Raw genomic sequence first — 14,370 nt, 5'->3', positions numbered from 1 at the left:
CACTTACCCGAGGAAACGTCAAAGCAGAGCCAGGGCTCTGCTTTTTTATGTCGATGTAAAATCAAATATTACGCATGACTGCTGGCGGTGACCCTTGCTGGAGCAACTGGGGTGTTTTCTGCTGCGGCAGTGGCACCTTTTGGTGGCTTAATGGTCAGGGTTAACAGTAAGGAGATAACTGACAACACCGCAATGACAATAAAGGTTGCGTGATATCCCCCCAAACGAGCGGCAATGAAAGACCCGGCCAGCGCACCTAAACCAAAGCCTTGATAGATAATACCGTAGTTTTTGCTGTGATTTTTCAGGCCAAAGAAATCGCCAACAATGGCCGGGAACACGGTGATATTGCCACCAAAACAGAAAGCAATGGCCCCGACACACAAGAAGAACAAGGCGTGAGTGAGTGGAACAAAACTCAGTACCGATACGGCTAATGTTGTCACTAGCAAGGTAAAACTGATCACTCGCAGGCGGCCGACTTTATCGGATAAAGCACCCAGAATAATGCGCCCTGCGGTATTAAAGATGGCGATGGCCGAGACGGTATTGGCGGCGGTCACTAAATCCATCCCCGCCAGTTGCACACCTAAATCCTTCACGATACCAATTAAATATAAGCCACTCATACAAGCGGTGAAGAAGATGAAAAATAGGCAATAAGACTCTTTAACTCCCAGCATCTCTTTGACACTGAAATCTCGCCCGGTACGCGCAGCAGCTAAACCGGTGGCAGATGGCGCAGTGATTTTTTCCCGCAGCAAGAAAGACCCAGCCACGACCAACACCATCACGATGCTACCCCAATAGAAGAAGGCAATAGAAACGCCGTGATTGGCTATCAAGCTAGCATTGACGTATTTAAATAGCAGGCTGCCAGTACCAAATGCGCCGACAGAAATACCTGAAATCAATCCCTTACGTTCTGGGAACCATTTGATCAAGTTTGACAGGGTGGTGATATAAGCGGTGCCATCAGCAAAGCCGACCACAACACCTGCCAGCAGATAAATCATACCCAGTGAGGTGGCAAAGGAGCTGGCAATCAAGCCCAAACCGAGAACAATACCGGAAATTAGCGTCAGTTTACGAATACCAATGCGCTCTTGAAGGCGGCCTGCAAACAAAGTGGCAATCGCCAAAGAGAAGCTGGTGATAGAGAAAGTGGTGGCAACCGCCCCCAGCGACCAACTAAATTTATCTCCCAGAGGTTGATTAAATAAGCTCCAAGTATAAATAGTGCCTAACCCCATCTGGACAATGATGGTTCCAACCACAACTAACCAACGATTTACCGGTTTACTGTTCATGCCGGGCTCCTTAAACATCAATAATTACGCACTGATGGAGCACCGAAAATCTTGTGTTGAGGTGATATCAGCCCGCCGAATAAAACCAGTATACGGTCGGGTTAACAGCTATAGATCGAAAGGGGAATGAGCTGCATTCTGGAAGGAATGAAATGCATTTAAAGGCGCATCAGTTGCCTGAATTCTTTTATCTTGCTGCGGCTGACGGGGACTTCAAAGTCCAAATCACTGAGTCGCAGGATATAAGTGTTATTAAACCAGGGCACGATTTCGCGGATTTTTGCTAAGTTCACACAATAAGAACGATGGCAGCGGAAAAAATACTCATCAGGCAAGCGACTGCAAAATTCAGTGATATTCATTGGCATAATAAATTCTGCACGCCGGGTATAGACCAGGGTAACTTTCTCTTGGGCTGCGGCATAATAAATATCATTGATATCAGTGACAATGATGCGCTCATCTTTCATCAAATTGATGGTATGCGCCGCGACACGATGACTGGGGCCAGTGGTGGGGATTTTATTTTGGCGATCACGTTGATGCAGTGCTTCCAATTTTTGCAGCATGGTGACAATGCGCGACTCGTGGTAAGGCTTTAAAATATAGTCAAAAGCTTCTATTTCAAAGGCTTCTACGGCGTGTTCTTTATAAGCGGTAATAAAGATAATATAGGGCTTATGGGCAAATTTGCTGATATTTTGCGCCAGTAAAACGCCGTCTAACGATGGAATGTTAATATCAAGAAAAATAGCATCAACCTGATGATTTTGCAGATATTTAAGCACATCCAGCCCATCCTCAAAGGTGGCTTCAATGGTAATATCACTGTGCTGGCGGATAAGGTAACTTAATTCTTCCTGCGCCAGAAACTCATCTTCAACAATGATTGCTTTCACGGGTTAAACTCCGGCTGAAGGGATTGATTCTGCATGGATTTTTCCGCCATTTTTGCTGATATAAAAAGAAATCTCAGTTCCCGGTTCCAGACGTCGTATCTGTAAACCCTCGCCATAGAGTAATTTCACCCGATGATGCACATTCAGTAAACCGATTTTATTACCGGGCATTTCGTTATTTGCTACGCGCTCAATGGTTTCCTGATTAATACCATTACCCGTGTCTTTCACTGAGATTTTTATCTGGCTGCCACAGTCTTTTACGGCGATAACCACCACACCTTTACCACGGCAGGGCTGAATACCATGCACGATGGCATTCTCTACCAATGGCTGAATAAGCAGGCTAGGAATTTTTAGTGCAATATCATCATCAATGTCATAAATGACGGTTAATTTGCTGCCAAAACGCGCTTGCTCGATAGCAATATAATCCTGAATTTGATGCAGTTCTTTACGGATATCGATTTGCTCATCATTTAGCTCAAGGTTATAGCGCAGATAACGAGACAAATTGATAATCAGCTGGCGCGCGGTATCTGGATTAATTCGAATTGATGAGGAAATGGCATTCAAGGCATTAAATAAAAAGTGCGGATTAATTTTACTTTGCAAAGCGCGCATTTCCGCTTTATTGGCCATCTCTCGCAGTTGTTCAATGCGAGACACTTCAATCTGGGTTGAGATTATCTGTGATAAACCTACGGCCATGACTTTTAACGAATAAGTAATCTTATGCGCATGACAATAATAGATTTTCAGTGAGCCGGTCACTTCGCCTTTTTCCCACAGCGGGATAATAATCAGTGAGTGAATCTGTGGCGTGCGGTGCACTTCGTCATTATTGCGGATGGTGATTTTACCGCGCTGAATACTTTCTTTGGTGATGTCACTGATAATTTCGTGACCAATATTATAGGTTTCTACCCCCACCCCCACATAGGCCAGAATATGGTGGGTATCGGTGATGGCGACGGCATCAGCCTTGATATCATTACGAATAATTTCGCATACACTGCGTAAAGATTCGCCGTTGATATTGCGAAAATAGGGCAAAGTTTTATTGGCAATATCTAAGGCCAATTTTGCTTGTCGGGCGGCAATAACTTCTTTTTCATCCTCAACACTTTGCACCAATAGCACAATCAAACCGATACAAACTGCCCCTAAAATCATTGGAATGGCAATTTTAGACACAATATCCAGACCCAAGGCAGTGGGTTTCGCCCAAATAACCACTAACAGCATGGTCAGCGACTCACAAATCATACCGCCCAGAATACCAATACTCCATTGCCGCTCTTTCTTTACCTTTAGGTTGATATAACCGGACATCAAGCCCGCAATAATACTGGTAATTAAACAAGGAACAGAAGTAATGCCATCAATATCAATTAAATAGCGGTGAGAGCCAGCAATCAATCCGGTAATAATCCCCACCCAGGGGCCAAAGAGAATACCGCCTGACATGACCGCAATGACCCGGACATTCACCAACGACCCTTCAACGTTAATACCGGAATAGGTGCCAAAAATAGCAAATAACGAGAAGATTGCCGTGACTGCGGCCAGCTCTAATGGGGTGTGTTTCTCTTTTTGCAGTAACTGGCGAAATAGATAGGTGCGGGTCAGGAAGAACAGGCAAATTAACATCAGCGCGGCTCGGTCAAACACCGCAAGTAGCATTTCAAATATCTGGTGCACGCTATTTTCTCTTGGCAACAGCCGGTGATCTTAGGTCAGAAACTATTTTAGGTTAAAAGCTATTCTAATTAAAAACCAGCAGATTCTGAGTCGAATAAGCGGCTCACTATAAGGAAATTGGCAGCTCACTGCCACTTTAACTCAGGGGTAAGAAGAAATTAGCCGGAGGGGTAAGCTCCGGCAGAGGTCAGGTGGGGAATTTATCCGCAAAAAATATAAGAGGCTATTCCGTCATCCCTAATTGCTGCTTACCTATGACGGTTAGATCTTTGGCGGTGGCTCTGCCAGTGAAATCAACCTCGAAGTCATCAGCTGCAAAATCAGGCGGCGAGCGGCCATCAATGAAACTGGCTAATTGACGCGGCAGGTAGGCGGCATTCTTTTCACACCAGGGGGCTGCGGCGATATACATAACATTGCTATCAAACTCCCCGTTATGTTCGTTTTCCACTGAATGAATGACATCACAATGCCAGAATACAGTGTCGCCAGCTTCCAAATCGGGAATAGGGGAAATCGCTTCCATTAAAAGAGGATGCCACTGCTCTGAGGCGGATAAGGCACGGCCCGGTGCCGCACCACACAAGTCATCGTCAGCCACATCATCTTGTAAGGCCCGCAGCAAAATATAGGCCATAGCATTAGCAATTGGGATCACATTTAATGTGCCGGCGTGGGTGCGCTGTGGTGTTAACGCCGTCCAGCCCTGGAAAGTGCGGAACATGGAACACACTGCGGGTGATGGAAATTCGCGCACTTCCGGGCGGCCTTCTGCGGCAAAGGGATCGTATTTTTGCCACTCGCCAGAAAAAACATGGCGATAAACATGACGGAAGTTTTCATCTAACCAGCGCTCGATTGAACCGCCATCCACGTGAGGTGATAACCCTAAGGATGAAGATTTAGGAGGGCGGCGGCGTGTGCGGTCAGCATAGGTAACCACGCGGTTGGCATCAAAGTGTTGCTTACCCTGGCTCTCGGTTTGCCACAAATTATTTAAGAAAATCTGCACCGCATTCATGCGCTGATCCTGACGGGCTTCAACCTGCGGTGTTGACCAGTAAATACCGTAAATTTGCGGTTTGCTGGCTGCCAATGTGCCGAAGTAGTTATCTTCCGCCGCATTTTTCAGACGCTCAACAAAATTGTTACGATCCAGATAGTTACCAATTTCACGGTTCCATGCTGCTGCTTTTTCAGTGGGGAATACACCCAGAATGGCGCAGCATCCGCGTTGTTTTATTTGTGCTTTTTGCTCATCAGTGACTTTGCCATTAATAATATCATCGGCATGAATGCGTGGTACTGGGCTTTCACCTACAGCCAGACTGCGGCGGATCTCGGCGACTTGCTGGCGAATATTCTCTTCTACAGCATGAAAAACTTGCTGATAGTTCGGCAGCGCCTGACGTAATTGTTGTTTCACCGCTTTGATTGCTGCGGGAATATCGTCTATTTGTAATGATGCCATAATGCAGATTCTCCGATAGCTGTAGGTTGAGGTCGCGGTTAGGGCTGGAGCTTTGCTGACCACTTGTTTGTTTTTTGTTATCTTGAAGTAAACATTATTAAGGCTAAATGGAGAAGAATAAAGGGATGAGGTTTTCGTGAAATTTCCTCTTTAATTTATTGTCTTCTTTTTATAGCTAACTTATTAAAATAAAAGGAGAAATAGTGACTGTAATTTCCATGTTTAGTCGTGACCCCATCTCACTCAGAACGCCAAGACTGATGCTGGATAGCCTTAGTGAACAGGATTGGCCGCTATTTTTGCGTTTATATCAAGACCCAGAAGTGCAGCGTTATATCTCAGACCCGATGGATATCACGGATATCCGCCGGCGCTTTGAGTTGCGTCTTATGCGATGGGAGAAGACTGCCAGCCATTGGCTGTGCTTGGTTATCCGTGAAAAAGAGAGCGGAGAGGCCATCGGGCTTACCGGCTTTTTAGCGGAATGGTCACCGCTACAGCAGGCCGAAGTGGGCTATGCCATGTTGCCCTCTTATCAAGGCAAAGGTTTTGCTCAGGAATCTTTGCTCGCCGTGTTGGCGTTTGGTTTCCGGCAATGCCAATTTCACAAAATGAAAGCCACGGTCACCGTGGGAAATCAAGCTTCGCGCCGTTTACTGGAGCGCTGTGGTTTTCAGTTGGAAGGCACTTTGCGTGATAACTATCAGCTTGGTGGGCAGTGGTGTGATGATTGGGTTTTAGGAATGCTGGCTTGTGAATTTGAACCACAGCGCTGAAGCCGATGAATAATATTTTGCTATCAGCTACTCGACAGGTATTCAGCACTGGGATATGTTCATAAACAGACCATTTGATGGTCAGCGTCGCTCGGACGGTCCGGGCGCTAACGTATCCTCGAGGAAATTATGGCTGAACTCCCTGCTAAACGTCGTTTTACCCGTATTGATCGTCTTCCCCCTTATGTTTTCAATATCACGTCTGAATTAAAAATGGCGGCGCGTCGTCGTGGGGAAGATATTATTGATTTTAGTATGGGAAATCCGGATGGCCCGACCCCGCCGCATATTGTTGAGAAAATGTGCAGTGTGGCGCAACGCGAAGACACTCATGGGTATTCGACCTCGCGCGGGATCCCCCGTCTGCGTCGGGCGATTTCTCACTGGTACGCGGATCGCTATCAGGTGGAAATTGACCCCGAAAGTGAAGCCATTGTCACCATTGGTTCGAAAGAAGGGCTGGCCCATTTAATGCTGGCGACATTGGATCATGGCGATACCGTGCTGGTGCCGAATCCTAGCTATCCTATTCATATTTATGGCGCTGTTATTGCTGGGGCGCAAGTTCGGTCTGTGCCACTGACTGAGGGGATTGATTTCTTCGGCGAGCTGGAGCGGGCGATTCGTGAAACCATTCCTAAACCAAAAATGATGATCCTCGGCTTCCCGTCTAACCCAACAGCACAATGTGTGGAGCTGGACTTTTTCGAACGTGTGGTGGCGCTCGCGAAGCAATATGACGTGCTGGTGGTGCATGATTTAGCCTATGCCGACATTGTGTATGATGGCTGGAAAGCACCGTCAATCATGCAAGTCCCTGGCGCGAAAGACATTGCGGTCGAATTCTTTACCTTATCGAAAAGTTACAATATGGCGGGCTGGCGTATTGGTTTTATGGTTGGCAATCCTGAGCTGGTCAATGCATTGGCTCGCATCAAAAGTTACCACGATTACGGCACTTTTACCCCATTACAGGTTGCCGCGATTGCTGCGCTGGAGGGGGATCAGCAATGTGTCCGTGATATCGCCGAGCAATATCGGCAACGCCGCAATGCGTTGGTTCGCGGGTTACATGAGGCGGGTTGGATGGTCGAAAATCCGAAAGCATCCATGTATGTCTGGGCCAAAATTCCGGAACCTTATGCTCACCTTGGCTCACTTGAGTTTGCTAAAAGACTGTTATCTGAGGCGAAAGTCTGTGTTTCTCCGGGAATTGGTTTTGGGGACTATGGCGATACCCATGTCCGCTTTGCACTTATCGAGAATCAAGACCGGATCCGTCAGGCAGTGCGCGGGATTAAAAGTATGTTCCGGGCTGATGGTTTACTGAAAGCCAAATCCACCCCCGGTGACGCGGTTTAATCGGTTAGCTATTTTGCGGAGCGCACAGCCATGAAAAATCGCTATTCATTATCCCAAATAACCCTGCATTGGTTGACATTACTGATGGTAATTCTGACCTATGCGGCAATGCTGCTCAGTGATTCGGTGCCCGACGAAGACCGGACATTGATGAAAAACCTGCATTTTAATTTTGGTATTTCTGTCTGGCTACTCATGCTGGCGCGACTCTGGCTACGTCATAAAAATATGACGCCAGCTATCACGCCAAAACTGCCAGATTGGCAGTTGTTGGGGGCGCATGTTCTGCATTGGGGCCTGTATTTGATCTTCTTATCATTACCGATATTGGGGGTTTTGGCACAGGCATATGGCGGGAAAACCTGGTTCTTACTTGGCTGGCAAGTACCACAGTGGGTGACACCCAATGATGAAGCTCGGGCCTATCTAAAACAGACCCATGAGCTTATTGCCAATGTGGCTTATTTCGTTATTGGGGCTCACGCGTTGGCGGCGCTTTATCATCATTATATTCGTCGCGATGATACGTTACGCAGGATGATGCCGGGAAAGTGATAGGATGCGAGAAAGACTAAAGGGCGCAAATGCGCCCTTTAGTTTGATGACCGAACAGTGTTATTGGCTCGAGTCGGCCGGATAACAGTGCTATCGGCTAAGTATTCTGTCTGGTGGTGGAGAGTTTGAGTGAATGTTACTCGACCATCATCATGAAGGTGCCAACCCAAACCACCAACATAATTGAGACACCCATAAAGAAATATTTCATTTAACCACTCCCCCTTGGAGCTACCTCGCCAGTCTGAGTCACTCAGTCACTGTCTGCGAGTTGATAGCATTAATGTAATCCCAATGGAGAGTGGTTTTCAATACTGTAATTCCATGCATTAGATCACATTTTCAAACTTAAATGATTAAGAATGTTAGCCAATGTATTGAAGTGTGAAGCTATTAACGTTTTTTAAAATTATCGCCTAATAACAATTTGTTACTATCTTGATTGAAATACAAACCAAATAGATCTCTAGTTGCCGGCACCCGCTGCATCGCGGCCTGTAAAAGGTGACAAATCTTAGGCAATTCCTTAGCTATCAAGGTGATCAGCTGACTTTTCTAACGGTGACTTCTGCTTCATACCCCAGCAAATACAGGGCTTGCTCCAGAGCTTCAACTTTGGAGGCATAATACACATCGAGCAGGCGATCCATTTGAGCCGCATTCAAACTCAGTTTCCGTGCCATATCGGCTTTGCGGGTATGGGTGGTTAGCATGGCATTGTGTAATTCCGCTTTCAACCGCACCAAAACAGGGACGTGGATGGCAATATCATCTGCTTGCAAAGCCGAAGGGGCAGGGACCGGGCAGCGCTCTTCCATCTGCGCGGCGATGCCATTCTTAATGCCCTCTTGTGCTTCTAATTCAATATCTTCCAGCGAGTAAGTCACTGATTCCAATTCAGGAAAGTCACGATACTGAATATGATATTCACCGCTGACTTCATCAAAAGTATAACTGGCAGGGTAATGGAACAAAGTGGTCACTCCGGTGAGAACAAGCTACTCAAGATACTGCCATTGTACTGGTATCAGCGGGTTGGGGTTACCTATTTAATGCATTCATTCAGGTAAGGAGAATTTATCGCGCAGGAGATAATATCATGATGATATTACTGGCATTTCTAGCGCCATTGCCGGGCACCTAACCACACATTCGCCACAACCGTCGCACCGGTCGTTAACCAGTGTGGGTGGCTGGCGGGGCTGCCATAGCAATGCATTTTTTTCACAGTAATCGGCGCAACTATTGCAGTAGATATAGGTATTCTGACAGGGATTTTTGAGGATTGGCTGCAAAATTACAGGCGGTGAAATGGGCAAAGATTCACCGGCCGCACCTTTCAATAAGCCCCGAAATAGCCCTCGTCGGCTGATAATCCGGCTTTCCAGATAGGCTTTGTAGTAGCGCTCGTCTCTATTCATGGATTTTTATTACCGATACAGCTCATGAGGGGGCGGGAATAAGCTCAATTCAGTTTGTAGCGTTTTCAGATAACACTCGGTGATTTCTGCCAGTAATGGATAAACCGGATGCTCAACTCGTGCATTTTTGACCAACTCAAGGTAACGATAGGCCCAGGGTAGCAAGTGCTCGGTGAGCAGGGTCACCGCCGCTTCATAGTGGGGCTTATCATCTGCGGGCGGGTTTTCAATTAAATAGACCCAAGCCAGCAGCATTAAACCAAACTGATCTTCTGGTTCATGAATAGCACTTTGATTTGCCAGCCCTAACTGAGATAAAAACGCGCGATATTGCAGGGTGCTGGCCCCCATCAGAATATTTTCTTTATCCAGATACACAGATGCCCACGGGGGGGCTGGCATCTCACCTTGGCCTTCAAATAGCACCGAAAAGTCATATTCCAGCTGTTCTGCTGAGATATCCGGCAGCTGTTGGCAATAATGTGCAATTTTAGCGGGGTTAGGCCACGGAAAAATATCTTTAATTTGCACTAGCAGTGGCCACAAGCGCTGTACGATGTCGGATTGTGGTGAATAGTAAAAGCACGCGCCCAGAATTCTTGGCAAGGTGGTGTTGAATAGCATCAATATTTTCTCTCTTCCGGGCTGATGATTTTTGTGTTGATTAGCCGCCATTAATTGCGGCTAAACATATTTTAAAACAGCAGGTTAAATTACATTGCTACTTGCCAAAGATTGTAGAAAGCAATACGACCGGCTAATTCTCCGATGACCAGTGCCGATGCACTGACCGCCAAAGTGGCCCGTGGGATTTTGTCTTTCAGTAATGCGGCGGCGGCGACAAAAATACCTAAGGTCAGCAGCAGAATTTGCACGCCCCAAAACAAGGTTTGTTGGCTACTGAGATCTAAGGAGTTTTGCCCGAGAAAACTGAGATAGGCCGGTTTGTTCACCAGTGTCACGATAGCGCCGATTAACACCGCCAATGCCCCGAGTTGCCGCGCGCCGGTGAGAATAGCAAAAGCGCCTCCGCCCACTAAAACGGTCATCCACAGTTGTAATGATGTATACGACGTATCCCAGTTAGGCACGGTATTTAGTTGATAAACTTGCGTAATTGACCAGGCAAAAGCCAGACCAAATATCACCGCCGCCACATTGCACAGGGCTGCCAGCACGGAGTTTTTCACTATTACGGAGAAAAAAACGGTGCCACAGGCCAAGGCAACAAACAGGCTACTGAGCAGAATTTCATTGCTCATGGGCGAGCGGCCCGCGCCGAGCAACATATTCATCGCACGCATGGGTTGCCCAACATGCAGGGTGCCGATGACTAAACCCACCATCATCAAAATCAAGCCAATAATATTGGCGTGTTTCAGTTGCAGCTCAGTGGTGAGGCCGAGTTTGCTGCTCAACCAGACCAGAGCAAACAACCCGACGGCGGTTTGTCCCAACACGGTGAAAAACACCAAGGGTAATTCATGCATTTTATACCTCCGACGGATTTTGAATGCTGCCTGATGTATCGCCTGATGGCCGGGCATTACGATGGCCTCGGATAACCAGATTCGGTTGAGTTAAATGCGCGTGCGGCAAGGGGGCAATAGCATTTTCTTCACCGTATTTTTCCCTTAACACGGTGATTTCATCGAAATCTAACGCGCGCTGTGGGCAGGACTCGACACAAACTGGCATCTTGCCTTCAGCAACCCGCTGATAACAACCATCACACTTGGTCATCAGTTTCTTCCGGGCATCAAATTGCGGCGCGCCATAAGGGCAGCGCATCTCGCAATAACGGCAACCAACACAAAGATCCTGATTGACCACCACTAAACCGTCTTCTTCGCGTTTATGCATGGCACCGGTTGGGCAACCGGTAACACAGGTGGGCGATGAACAGTGGTTGCAGGCGATGGACAGATAATAACTAAAGACATTTTGTACCCAGATATTGTCCTGCTGTGTCCAACTGCCGCCGCCATATTCATAGACTCGGCGCAGCTTTGGCCCCAGTTCCAGGTTCTTCTCATCCTTGCAACTGATTTGGCAGGTTTTACACCCGGTGCACTTGGTGGAGTCGACAAAAAAACCATATTGCTTCATTTTTCAACTCCTTATGCGCGTTTAACTTCAACCAGATTGGTGTGTTGTGGGTTACCTTTCGCCAGTGGCGATGGGCGATGTGTGGTTAAGGTATTGATGCAACCGCCCACATCCAGGCCTTCCTTATTAATATTGCGCCAGGCACCTTGTGGCACGGAAATGACACCTGGTAAAACGCGCTCAGTAATTTTGACTGCAATAAGTATTCGCCCCCGATCGTTAAAGATTTCAACCATTTCGCCTTGTTGCAGGCCACGGGCTTTGGCGTCAATGGGGTTCATCCAGAACTGATGGGGGACGGCTTCGCGTAACATCGCTACGTTATAATAAGATGAGTGGGTATGGCCTTTGACGTGGAACCCGGTCATTTGCAGCGGATAGTTTTTCAAGGTTTCACTATCACTAACCCCTTCAAATGTCGGGCAATATTCGGCCACAGCAGTAATGCGGTCACCGGGGGTCAGTTGCCACTCTCTTCCTAAGGTTGCCAGCGCTTCTGAATAGATTTCAATTTTGCCTGACGGTGTTTTCAACGGATTTTTCAGTGGGTCGTCACGGAAATCTTTTAACGCGATATATTGGCTGCTGTCAGCATAAATTCGGTCAATAATGCCTTGGTCATTGGTTTGCTCAAATGGTGGCAATGCGGGGTTCTTCTCGCGCATTTTGTTATAGCTGATTTCAATCCATTCTTGCTGGGTATGGCCTTCAGTAAAGGCGTCGCCAATACCACATTTCGTGGCAATTTCAGCTAACACATCATAAGAAGGGCGGCATTCCCACAAAGGTTCGATAGCATTTTGCAACCGCGTGACATAGTGATAAGCCCCACTGGCATAAGAATCATCAATCAGGTCATTTGATTCAACCGAGGTGACATCCGGTAACAGCAAATCTGCATATTTGGCGGAGTTCGTCATGTGGTTTTCCCACACTAAAATAAACTCGCACAGCGATTCATCTTGTAAAATTTGGTGGGTTTTATTCAGGTTAGAATGCTGATTGCCAATAACATTACTGGCATAGTTCCACATAAACTTAATATTGGTATCAAGTTTATCTTTATTTTTTACATGGGCATTGGTAGCCGTCATTTCGGTGCCACGGAAAATAGCATCAGTCCACATAAAACAAGGAATGGCGGTTTTTACCGGATTGGGAATACTAAATCCCGGTACCGAATATTTGACGTTCCCGCCCCAAGCACCGGTATTGGTTCCGGCCCGACCGATATTTCCGGTCATCAGTGGCAACATCATAATTGCGCGGGAGGCCTGCTCACCATTGGCACTGCGTTGAATGCCCCAGCCTTGTGAGATCCATGCCGCACGGGCATTACCTAACTCGCGTGCCAGCTGAATAATACGCACCGGGGATATACCGGTTATTTCACTGGCCCATTGCGGCGTTTTTTCTATGCCATCAACATAGCCTAAAATATAATCTTTATAAGAACTATTGGCAGGGGCAGAGGCCGGTAAAGTGCTGGCATCCCAACCCACACAATATTTAGCCAGGAAAGCTTCATCCGTCAGGTTTTCTTTTATTAAGACATAGCCTAATGCGGCGACCAATGCAGCATCAGTACCAGGGAATATGGGGATCCACTCGGCATCCAGAGTGGTAACACTGTCGGTCATACGCGGGTCAATAATAATGACTTTAGCTTTGCTTTGCCCCAATGCATGGACAGTTTCCATATATTGGCCGCCGCCAGACATTCGGGTTTCAGCCAGATTATGGCCAAACATCACTACTAAATCGGAGTTTTTAATTTCATCCAACAAGGTTTCATCCGTATTGCCATAAATATAAGGCATTACAGTATTAATTTGCGCGGTAGAGTAGGTGCCGTGTTGGTCGAGAAAACCGCCGAGTAAACTTAGCATTCTTTTACAGGCATTGCGGCCTTGTAAATTAGCCCCGGTAGAACCAGAACCATATTGATAATAAATGGCCTCATTACCGTGCTGCGCAATGGTATTTTTTAGCTTGTCCGCCACAATTGTGGTGGCCTCATCCCAACTAATACGTTTGAATTTTCCTTCGCCGCGTTTACCCACCCGCAACATGGGATATTTGACGCGGTCAGGATTATATGTTTTCCATCTGACTGAGCGGCCACGCAAACAGGGGCGAATTTGATGTTCGCCAAATGTAGAATCATCATAAATGGCTTCATTAGCAATTTTAATAATTTCACCATTTTTGACGTGCACTTTTAGTGGACAGCGACTTCCACAGTTAACCAGACAGGCGCTGTATTTAATGGATTCCTTGGTGGTGGATTCTGTTTTTTCGGCAGCTTGTACTGAAAAAGGTAGGGTAATTGAACCAGCAACTGCCGCAGCCCCGGTGACTGCGGCAGATGTTTGAATAAATTCACGGCGACTCATAGCGCCAGTGAGCGGCTTTTTATTGTTATTCATCGACATTACCTTTGCGGAGGACATTTTTTGACGAAAATAAAATTTCTTGACGAAAATAAATGCAGAATTAAATGTTAATGCCTCACCTTAGGAAATAAGTTGTTACTTTTATATGATGTAAATCAATTAAGAGGGGATAACGAAAATATATGGGTGGTTTATGTGACCATATCGAAGGTTATTAATGATTTACAGCGAGGCGTTAACTATTTCTTATACATAAATTCAATATAATTAAGTGAATTGTTTTCTGTAAAAAGAATCAATCTCAATAAAAATGGTTATTGCCACTTAATATTTTATTGTTTTTATTTAATTCCCCTAAATTATTTTG

At 46.4% G+C, this 14,370-nt stretch carries 14 protein-coding genes; 3 read left to right on the top strand and 11 right to left on the bottom strand.

What is annotated here, in order from left to right; translation table 11 throughout:
• Positions 1-68 precede the first annotated feature (68 nt).
• From YROHD0001_RS05060 to YROHD0001_RS05075, 4 genes are all read right to left on the bottom strand, one after another.
• Positions 69-1,310 carry an L-lactate MFS transporter gene (locus YROHD0001_RS05060; protein WP_004715673.1) on the bottom strand — a complete coding sequence of 414 codons (1,242 nt, stop codon included), beginning with the start codon at positions 1,308-1,310 and terminating at the stop codon, positions 69-71.
• 158 nt (positions 1,311-1,468) lie between these two features.
• Positions 1,469-2,209, bottom strand: a complete 741-nt coding sequence (locus YROHD0001_RS05065; RefSeq protein WP_004715672.1) for a LytR/AlgR family response regulator transcription factor — start codon at positions 2,207-2,209, stop codon at positions 1,469-1,471.
• A gap of 3 nt (positions 2,210-2,212) precedes the next feature.
• Complete coding sequence (locus YROHD0001_RS05070; protein ID WP_004715671.1) at positions 2,213-3,913, bottom strand: sensor histidine kinase; 1,701 nt, start codon at positions 3,911-3,913, stop codon at positions 2,213-2,215.
• A gap of 223 nt (positions 3,914-4,136) precedes the next feature.
• Positions 4,137-5,384 (bottom strand): DUF1479 domain-containing protein, encoded by a 1,248-nt coding sequence (locus tag YROHD0001_RS05075; RefSeq protein WP_004715670.1) that lies wholly within the window; start codon positions 5,382-5,384, stop codon positions 4,137-4,139.
• A 260-nt stretch (positions 5,385-5,644) separates the two neighbouring features.
• On the opposite strand from YROHD0001_RS05075, the gene YROHD0001_RS05080 reads away from it, so the two are divergent.
• From YROHD0001_RS05080 to YROHD0001_RS05090, 3 genes are all read left to right on the top strand, one after another.
• The gene (locus tag YROHD0001_RS05080; protein ID WP_004715669.1) at positions 5,645-6,160 is read left to right on the top strand and encodes a GNAT family N-acetyltransferase; all 516 of its coding nucleotides are present in this window, start codon (positions 5,645-5,647) and stop codon (positions 6,158-6,160) included.
• Positions 6,161-6,289: 129 nt separating this feature from the next.
• The gene (gene alaC, locus YROHD0001_RS05085; protein WP_004715668.1) at positions 6,290-7,522 is read left to right on the top strand and encodes an alanine transaminase; all 1,233 of its coding nucleotides are present in this window, start codon (positions 6,290-6,292) and stop codon (positions 7,520-7,522) included.
• A gap of 30 nt (positions 7,523-7,552) precedes the next feature.
• Positions 7,553-8,077, top strand: a complete 525-nt coding sequence (locus YROHD0001_RS05090) for a cytochrome b (RefSeq protein WP_004715667.1) — start codon at positions 7,553-7,555, stop codon at positions 8,075-8,077.
• Positions 8,078-8,213: 136 nt separating this feature from the next.
• On the opposite strand, the gene ypdK is transcribed toward YROHD0001_RS05090, so the two are convergent.
• From ypdK to YROHD0001_RS05120, 7 genes are all read right to left on the bottom strand, one after another.
• Positions 8,214-8,288: a membrane protein YpdK gene (ypdK, locus tag YROHD0001_RS20490; protein ID WP_128824054.1), complete on the bottom strand. Its 75-nt coding sequence runs from the start codon at positions 8,286-8,288 to the stop codon at positions 8,214-8,216.
• 331 nt (positions 8,289-8,619) lie between these two features.
• The gene (locus YROHD0001_RS05095; protein WP_032817417.1) at positions 8,620-9,051 is read right to left on the bottom strand and encodes a type II toxin-antitoxin system HicB family antitoxin; all 432 of its coding nucleotides are present in this window, start codon (positions 9,049-9,051) and stop codon (positions 8,620-8,622) included.
• A gap of 123 nt (positions 9,052-9,174) precedes the next feature.
• Positions 9,175-9,498, bottom strand: coding sequence for a 4Fe-4S binding protein (locus YROHD0001_RS05100; protein ID WP_004715665.1), 324 nt, complete (start codon positions 9,496-9,498; stop codon positions 9,175-9,177).
• Positions 9,499-9,507: 9 nt separating this feature from the next.
• Positions 9,508-10,122 (bottom strand): TorD/DmsD family molecular chaperone, encoded by a 615-nt coding sequence (locus YROHD0001_RS05105; RefSeq protein ID WP_032817415.1) that lies wholly within the window; start codon positions 10,120-10,122, stop codon positions 9,508-9,510.
• Positions 10,123-10,211: 89 nt separating this feature from the next.
• Positions 10,212-10,988, bottom strand: coding sequence for a dimethyl sulfoxide reductase anchor subunit family protein (locus tag YROHD0001_RS05110; RefSeq protein WP_004715663.1), 777 nt, complete (start codon positions 10,986-10,988; stop codon positions 10,212-10,214).
• Position 10,989: 1 nt separating this feature from the next.
• Entirely contained in the window at positions 10,990-11,607 is a 618-nt protein-coding gene (locus YROHD0001_RS05115) for a DMSO/selenate family reductase complex B subunit (RefSeq protein WP_004715662.1), read from the bottom strand.
• Between the two features lie 11 nt (positions 11,608-11,618).
• Positions 11,619-14,036: a DmsA/YnfE/YnfF family dimethyl sulfoxide reductase gene (locus YROHD0001_RS05120; RefSeq protein WP_004715661.1), complete on the bottom strand. Its 2,418-nt coding sequence runs from the start codon at positions 14,034-14,036 to the stop codon at positions 11,619-11,621.
• Between the last annotated feature and the right edge of the window lie 334 nt (positions 14,037-14,370).

The organism is Yersinia rohdei ATCC 43380 (genome assembly GCF_000173775.1).
Classification (GTDB): domain Bacteria; phylum Pseudomonadota; class Gammaproteobacteria; order Enterobacterales; family Enterobacteriaceae; genus Yersinia; species Yersinia rohdei.
This window is presented reverse-complemented; position numbering and strand designations above follow the sequence as displayed.

What these genes read in the sequence shown, in the direction of transcription:
- YROHD0001_RS05100 (WP_004715665.1), bottom strand. Translation starts at nt 9,498, where the DNA reads ATGAATAGAGACGAGCGCTACTACAAAGCCTATCTGGAAAGCCGGATT.
- alaC (WP_004715668.1), top strand. Translation starts at nt 6,290, where the DNA reads ATGGCTGAACTCCCTGCTAAACGTCGTTTTACCCGTATTGATCGTCTT.
- YROHD0001_RS05080 (WP_004715669.1), top strand. Translation starts at nt 5,645, where the DNA reads ATGCTGGATAGCCTTAGTGAACAGGATTGGCCGCTATTTTTGCGTTTA.
- YROHD0001_RS05105 (WP_032817415.1), bottom strand. Translation starts at nt 10,122, where the DNA reads ATGCTATTCAACACCACCTTGCCAAGAATTCTGGGCGCGTGCTTTTAC.
- YROHD0001_RS05110 (WP_004715663.1), bottom strand. Translation starts at nt 10,988, where the DNA reads ATGCATGAATTACCCTTGGTGTTTTTCACCGTGTTGGGACAAACCGCC.
- YROHD0001_RS05075 (WP_004715670.1), bottom strand. Translation starts at nt 5,384, where the DNA reads ATGGCATCATTACAAATAGACGATATTCCCGCAGCAATCAAAGCGGTG.
- YROHD0001_RS05115 (WP_004715662.1), bottom strand. Translation starts at nt 11,607, where the DNA reads ATGAAGCAATATGGTTTTTTTGTCGACTCCACCAAGTGCACCGGGTGT.
- YROHD0001_RS05120 (WP_004715661.1), bottom strand. Translation starts at nt 14,036, where the DNA reads ATGAATAACAATAAAAAGCCGCTCACTGGCGCTATGAGTCGCCGTGAA.
- YROHD0001_RS05090 (WP_004715667.1), top strand. Translation starts at nt 7,553, where the DNA reads ATGAAAAATCGCTATTCATTATCCCAAATAACCCTGCATTGGTTGACA.
- YROHD0001_RS05060 (WP_004715673.1), bottom strand. Translation starts at nt 1,310, where the DNA reads ATGAACAGTAAACCGGTAAATCGTTGGTTAGTTGTGGTTGGAACCATC.